Source organism: Nonomuraea lactucae, assembly GCF_003313395.1.
Lineage (GTDB): Bacteria > Actinomycetota > Actinomycetes > Streptosporangiales > Streptosporangiaceae > Nonomuraea > Nonomuraea lactucae.
Map to the genome: position 1 here is coordinate 1 of NZ_QNFZ01000002.1, position 5,467 is coordinate 5,467.

The 5,467-nt window shown below is 72.5% G+C and carries 7 protein-coding genes; 3 read left to right on the plus strand and 4 right to left on the minus strand.

What is annotated here, in order from left to right; genetic code table 11:
• Positions 1 to 296: 296 nt before the first annotated feature.
• Positions 297 to 428 (minus strand): hypothetical protein, encoded by a 132-nt coding sequence (locus tag DQW85_RS47460; RefSeq protein ID WP_275888147.1) that lies wholly within the window; start codon positions 426 to 428, stop codon positions 297 to 299.
• A gap of 137 nt (positions 429 to 565) precedes the next feature.
• On the opposite strand from DQW85_RS47460, the gene DQW85_RS00020 reads away from it, so the two are divergent.
• Complete coding sequence (locus DQW85_RS00020; RefSeq protein WP_113698438.1) at positions 566 to 1,057, plus strand: low molecular weight protein-tyrosine-phosphatase; 492 nt, start codon at positions 566 to 568, stop codon at positions 1,055 to 1,057.
• A complete protein-coding gene (locus DQW85_RS00025) occupies positions 1,044 to 1,850 on the plus strand; it encodes a fructosamine kinase family protein (protein ID WP_113698439.1) in 807 nt (268 codons plus the stop codon). The genes DQW85_RS00020 and DQW85_RS00025 overlap by 14 nt, the downstream gene beginning before the upstream one ends.
• On the opposite strand, the gene hisN is transcribed toward DQW85_RS00025, so the two are convergent.
• A complete protein-coding gene (gene hisN, locus DQW85_RS00030; protein WP_420819128.1) occupies positions 1,822 to 2,658 on the minus strand; it encodes a histidinol-phosphatase in 837 nt (278 codons plus the stop codon). The genes DQW85_RS00025 and hisN overlap by 29 nt on opposite strands.
• A 56-nt stretch (positions 2,659 to 2,714) precedes the next feature.
• Between hisN and DQW85_RS00035 the strand changes: the two genes are divergently transcribed.
• Positions 2,715 to 3,161, plus strand: a complete 447-nt coding sequence (locus DQW85_RS00035) for a DUF4442 domain-containing protein (protein ID WP_113698440.1) — start codon at positions 2,715 to 2,717, stop codon at positions 3,159 to 3,161.
• A 75-nt stretch (positions 3,162 to 3,236) separates the two neighbouring features.
• Here the strand turns inward: DQW85_RS00035 and rsgA are convergent, their stop codons facing one another.
• Both rsgA and aroA read right to left on the minus strand, forming a co-directional pair.
• Entirely contained in the window at positions 3,237 to 4,265 is a 1,029-nt protein-coding gene (gene rsgA, locus DQW85_RS00040; protein WP_113698441.1) for a ribosome small subunit-dependent GTPase A, read from the minus strand.
• 64 nt (positions 4,266 to 4,329) lie between these two features.
• Positions 4,330 to 5,467, minus strand: a 1,138-nt coding sequence (gene aroA, locus DQW85_RS00045; RefSeq protein ID WP_113698442.1) for a 3-phosphoshikimate 1-carboxyvinyltransferase, incomplete at its 5' end; no start/stop codon positions are given.

Below are 5,467 nucleotides of genomic sequence, written 5' to 3' on the forward strand. Positions count from 1 at the left end.
GCACTCGGGAGGGTGTGGGAGAGTAGGTCACCGCCGGACAATTGTTGGGGGAGGGGTTTCACCTGTGAGGGTGAGACTCCTCCCCCTTTTTTTGTGTCCTGGAAGCGGCCGGGCGCGGCTACCGGCTGTGGCCGCGCAGGACGAACACGCCCCAGCCCAGGTACTGCCTGCCGTATTCCAGATACGAGCGGCGGCCCACGTCGGTTCGATGCGGACGTTGGCCGGCTTTCCGGCCGCCGCGATGTGCTCCAGCAGGTCCCGGAGCACCGAATCCGGTCGGTACTCGATCCGCCCGATCATGTTGTAGACCAGTTCATCCGCGACTCGAAGGACGCCGGCAGGTCCAGCGTCTCATCGCCCACAACCTCTTCCAGGTGGTCGACCGCATCATGATCCTCCGACGCGGACGGGTAGTCGCCGACCTTCAAACCAGCCGACCTTCAAACCAAGGACCCGAGGTCGAACGGCTCATCACTGGGTTGAGCGACCGGCGGCGCCCGTGGGAAGGCGGCCCCTGACGGCCTGATGAGCCGCTCATCGGCACGGCACCCCCATGATGGGGGGTATGACTTTTCGTGTATGCCTCGTCTGCATGGGGAACATCTGCCGGTCGCCGATGGCCGAGGTCGTGCTCCGGAAGGTGCTCGACGACCATGGGCTGGCCGATCGGGTGATCGTCGATAGCGCGGGCACCCAGGGCTGGCACGCGGGCGACCCGATGGATTCGCGGGCCCTGCGCACGCTGGCCGGGCGCGGCTACGACGGCTCCGGCCACCGCGCCAGGCAGTTCACGAACGACTGGTTCGACCGCTACGACCTGGTGCTGGCCATGGACCGCGACAACCTGTCGTTCCTGCGGCGCATGGCGCCATCCGGCGTCGAGGTGCGGCTCTTCCGGTCGTTCGACCCGGCGGCGTCCGAGGAGGCCCAGGAGGCCCAGGAGGCAGAGGTGCCCGATCCCTACTATGGCGGCGCGGAGGGGTTCGAGGAGGTTCTGCAACTGGTGGAGGCCGCCTCCGAGGGCGTGGCGAAGCACATCGCCGATGAGATCGACTGAGGACCTCGGCTCGTCGCACGGGTGGCGGCTGCGGCGGGGCGTGCTGGACGACGGGCGCGAGGTGTTCGCCAAGACGCTGTCCGGCGGGGCGGGGGCCGCTTCCCAGGTTTTCGGCTCCGAGGCGGCCGGGCTGCGCTGGCTGGGTGAGGCCATCACGGTGCCGGAGGTGGTCGAGGTCGCCGGCGACCGGCTCGTGCTGTCGTGGGTGGACACCGAGGCGCCCACCCCTGCCGCCGCCGAGCGGTTCGGGCGCGACCTGGCCAGGCTGCACCGCGCGGGAGCGCCCGCCTTCGGCGCGCCCTGGCCCGGGTTCATCGCCGAGCTGCCGATGGACAACGCGCCCGCCGACGACTGGCCGTCGTTCTACGCCGCCCGCCGGGTCCTGCCCTTCGTACGGCGGGCGGGGCTGCCCTCAGATGACGTCCGGCTGCTGGAGCGGGCCGTGGACTGCTTCCCCGAGGTCGCCGGGCCGCCTGAGCCCCCGGCGCGCATCCACGGGGACCTGTGGAGCGGCAACGTGCTCTGGTCGGGCGGCACGGGGGTGCTGATCGACCCGGCGGCGCACGGCGGCCACCGGGAGACGGACCTGGCCATGCTCGCGCTGTTCGGGGTGCCGTACCAGGACCGGATCCTCGGCGCGTACCAGGAGGAGAGCCCGCTCGCGGACGGCTGGCGGGAGCGGGTGCCGCTGCATCAGCTGCACCCGTTGCTGGTGCACGTCGTCCTGTTCGGCGGGTCGTACCGGGAGAGCCTGATGGCGGCGGTCAGGCGGGTGCTGACCTCGGCGCGTTGAGCCGCTTGAGCACCTCGTCGTGCAGGGCGCCGTTGGTGCAGACCAGGCTGCCGCCCTCCAGGCGGGGCACGCCCGCGAGGTCGGTCCAGACGCCGCCGGCCTCCTCCACGATCACCGTCAGCGCCGCCATGTCCCACGGCGACAGCTCGGGCTCCGCCGACACGTCCACGGCGCCCTCGGCGACCATCATGTGCGACCAGAAGTCGCCGTAGGCCCTGGTCCGCCAGCAGGAGCGGCCGAGCGACAGGAAGTTGTCCAGCCTGCCGCACTCCTCCCAGCCGCCGAGGCTGGAATAGGAGAACGAGGCGTCGTCGAGCGTGGCGACCGACGACACCCGCATGCGGGTGGCCTTGGCCAGGCTCTTGCCGGTCCACGCCCCGCCCTCGGTGGCGGCCCACCAGCGCCTGCCCAGTGCCGGGGCCGACACCAGGCCGACGACGACCTTGCCGTACTCCATGAGCGCGATCAGCGTCGCCCAGACGGGAACGCCGCGCACGTAGTTCTTGGTGCCGTCGATCGGGTCGATGATCCACGACCTGGCGCCCCAGCCGGTCCTGCCGAACTCCTCGCCCACGACCGCGTCGCGCGGGCGCGCCCGGCGAAGCGTCCCGCGGATGGCCTCCTCGACCGCGCGGTCGGCGTCGCTGACCGGTGTCAGATCGGGCTTGGTCTCGACCTTGAGGTCGACCGCTTTGAACCGCCGCATCGTCAGATCGTCGGCGGCATCCGCCATGACATGCGCGAGACGTAGATCGTCGCTGTAACCCTGCACGGTCTGCAACGCTACCGTGCCGGATATGCCGAACATCAGTAGGCCGTGGGGTCTATTCCGGCTCCGGGTTACTCGCCAGTAGCATTGGCGGCATGTCCACTGACGTCGGCGCCTTGCTGCTCAAGACCGTTCCCTTCGCCCGCACTCTGGGCATCACGTTCGACCACGCCGGTGAGGGACGGGCCACCTGCCGCCTTCCCGACCGACCCGACCTGCACAACCACGTGGCGGGGCCGCACGCCGGTGCCCTGTTCACGCTGGCCGAGTCGGCCTCCGGCGCCGCCATGCTGTCGGCCGTCGGCGACCAGCTCACCCGTGCCGTGCCACTGGCCACCACCGCGACCGTCCACTACCGCAAACTGGCCATGGGCGAGGTCGTCGCCGAGGGGCGCATGCTCGCCTCCCGTGACGAGGTGATCGCGGAACTGGACGCTGGCAGGCGGCCGGAGTTCGACGTCGCCGTGGACATCAGGAACGCCGAGGGCGCCGTCGTCAGCTCGCTCACCGTCACCTGGACCCTCCGCCCCGCGCGGCCCTGACGAGCGCCGCGGGTGAGCCGCCTCAGGCGCCGCCGGGGCGCTCGTCTTGCGTGGCCGGGCCGCGGGTGACGCGCCTCAGGCGCCGGTGTCGTCGAGGCCGCCCTCGCGGCTGGACAGGAGGCGGCGCAGCGACTCCAGGCGTGCCGGGTCGGCGTGACCGGCCGCCACCCAGGCGTCCAGCGCGCAGCCGTCGCCCAGGTGGGTGCAGCCCTTGGGGCAGTGGACCGTGCCCTCGACCAGATCGGGAAAGCCCGCCAGGACGGTCTCGACCGAGACGTGGGCCAGACCGAAGCTGCGTACCCCCGGTGTGTCGATGATCCAGCCGCCGTCCGGCAGCTCCAGGGCCACGGCCGAGGTCGAGGTGTGGCGGCCCCTGCCCGTCACGGCGTTGACCTGCGCCACCGCCCGGTTGGCAGCCGGCACCAGGGCGTTTACCAAGGTGGATTTGCCCACGCCCGAGTGGCCGACGAGGACGCTGAGGCGGCCGCGGAGGTGGTCGCGCAGCTCGTCGAGGGAGCCGCCCTTGTGGACCACGACGTGCGGCACGCCCAGCGGCTCGTAGAGCGCGACCAGCTCGCCGGGCGGGGCCAGGTCGGACTTGGTCAGGCAGAGCAGCGGGTCGATCTCGGCGTCGAAGGCGGCGACCAGGATGCGGTCGATCATGCGCGGGCGCGGCGGCGGGTCGGCCAGGGCGGTGACGATCACGAGCTGGTCGGCGTTGGCCACGACCGGGCGCTCGATGCCGTCGGTGTCGTCGGTGTCGTCGGCCGAACGGCGCAGCATCGACGTGCGCGGCTCCACCCGGACCACCCTGGCGAGGGTGTCGGGCCGGCCTGAGACGTCGCCGACCAGCGCCACCCTGTCGCCCACCACGATGCCCTTGCGGCCCAGCTCCCTGGCCTTCATCGCGACGACCAGGCGGGGCTCCCGCCCGCGAGCGGCCTGGCGCCCCGGCTCGACCAGCGTCGTGTAGCGGCCGCGGTCCACCGCCACCACGAACCCCTCCACGGCGTCCTCGTGCGCAGGACGGATGCGGGTCCGCGGCCGGGATCCCCTGCCCGGCCTGACCCGTACGTCGTCCTCGTCGTACTCCCGCCTTTTCAGCGGCCTGCTCCCATGCGATCGCCCATGTGATCGGTGCGGTCCGACGCCACCGGCTCCTGTGAGCTCATCGCGTGCCCAGCATCGAGGCCCACATGCCGGTGAACTCCGGGAGGGTCTTACCCGTCGTCGAGATGTTCTCCACCTCGACGCCGGGGACCGCCAGGCCGATCACCGCTCCGGCCGTGGCCATGCGGTGGTCGTCGTAGCTGCGGAAGAGTCCGCCGTGCAGCGGGCGCGGGCGGATGACCAGGCCGTCGTCGGTCTCCTCGGCGTCGCCGCCGAGCCGGTTGATCTCGGCGACGAGGGCGGCGAGCCGGTCGGTCTCGTGGCCGCGCAGATGACCGACGCCGCGGATGCGGCTGGGTGAGGCGGCCAGCGCGGCCAGCGCGGCGATCGTCGGGGTCAGCTCTCCGACTTCGCGCAGGTCGGCGTCGATGCCGTCGATCCGGCCGGTGCCCGTGACCGTGAGCTCGCCGGCGTCGGCGTCGGGCCCGGTCAGTACGACGGTCGCGCCCATGCCGGTGAGCAGCCCGCGCAGGGCGTCGCCCGGCTGGGTGGTGGTGCGCGGCCAGCCGGGCACGGTGACCGTGCCGCCGGTGACCATGGCCGCCGCCAGGAACGGGGCGGCGTTGGACAGGTCGGGCTCCACGGTGAGGTCGCGGGGCGCGATGGGGCCTGGCTCGACGCGCCACACGTCGCGCTCGCCGTCGTCGACCGTGACGCCCACCGCCCTGAGCATCTGCACGGTCATCTCGATGTGCGGCTGGGACGGCACGGGCGGGCCCGCGTGGCGGATCGTGACGCCCTTCTCGAAGCGCGCCGCCGCGAGGAGCAGGCCGGAGACGAACTGGGAGGAGCCCGAGGCGTCGATCGTGACCTCGCCGCCGGTGATCGGTCCCTCGACGGTGAACGGCAGGGCGTCGTTGTCCACGCGGGCGCCGAGGGCGCGCAGCCCGTCGAGGATGGGGCCCATGGGCCGTTTGCGGGCGTGCGGGTCGCCGTCGAACGAGACCGGCCCGTCGGCCAGGGCGGCCAGCGGGGGAACGAACCGCATGACCGTGCCCGCCAGCCCCGCGTCGATGCTCGCGCCGCCGCGGACGGGGCCGGGGACGACCCGCCAGTCGACGGAGGCCGTGGTCTCGGCCACCGGCTCCAGCGTCGTCCCGAGGGCGCGCAGCGCCGCGACCATCAGGTCGGCGTCG

What these genes read in the sequence shown, in the direction of transcription:
- DQW85_RS00025 (WP_113698439.1), top strand. Translation starts at nt 1,044, where the DNA reads ATGAGATCGACTGAGGACCTCGGCTCGTCGCACGGGTGGCGGCTGCGG.
- DQW85_RS00035 (WP_113698440.1), top strand. Translation starts at nt 2,715, where the DNA reads ATGTCCACTGACGTCGGCGCCTTGCTGCTCAAGACCGTTCCCTTCGCC.
- DQW85_RS00020 (WP_113698438.1), top strand. Translation starts at nt 566, where the DNA reads ATGACTTTTCGTGTATGCCTCGTCTGCATGGGGAACATCTGCCGGTCG.
- hisN (WP_420819128.1), bottom strand. Translation starts at nt 2,658, where the DNA reads ATGTTCGGCATATCCGGCACGGTAGCGTTGCAGACCGTGCAGGGTTAC.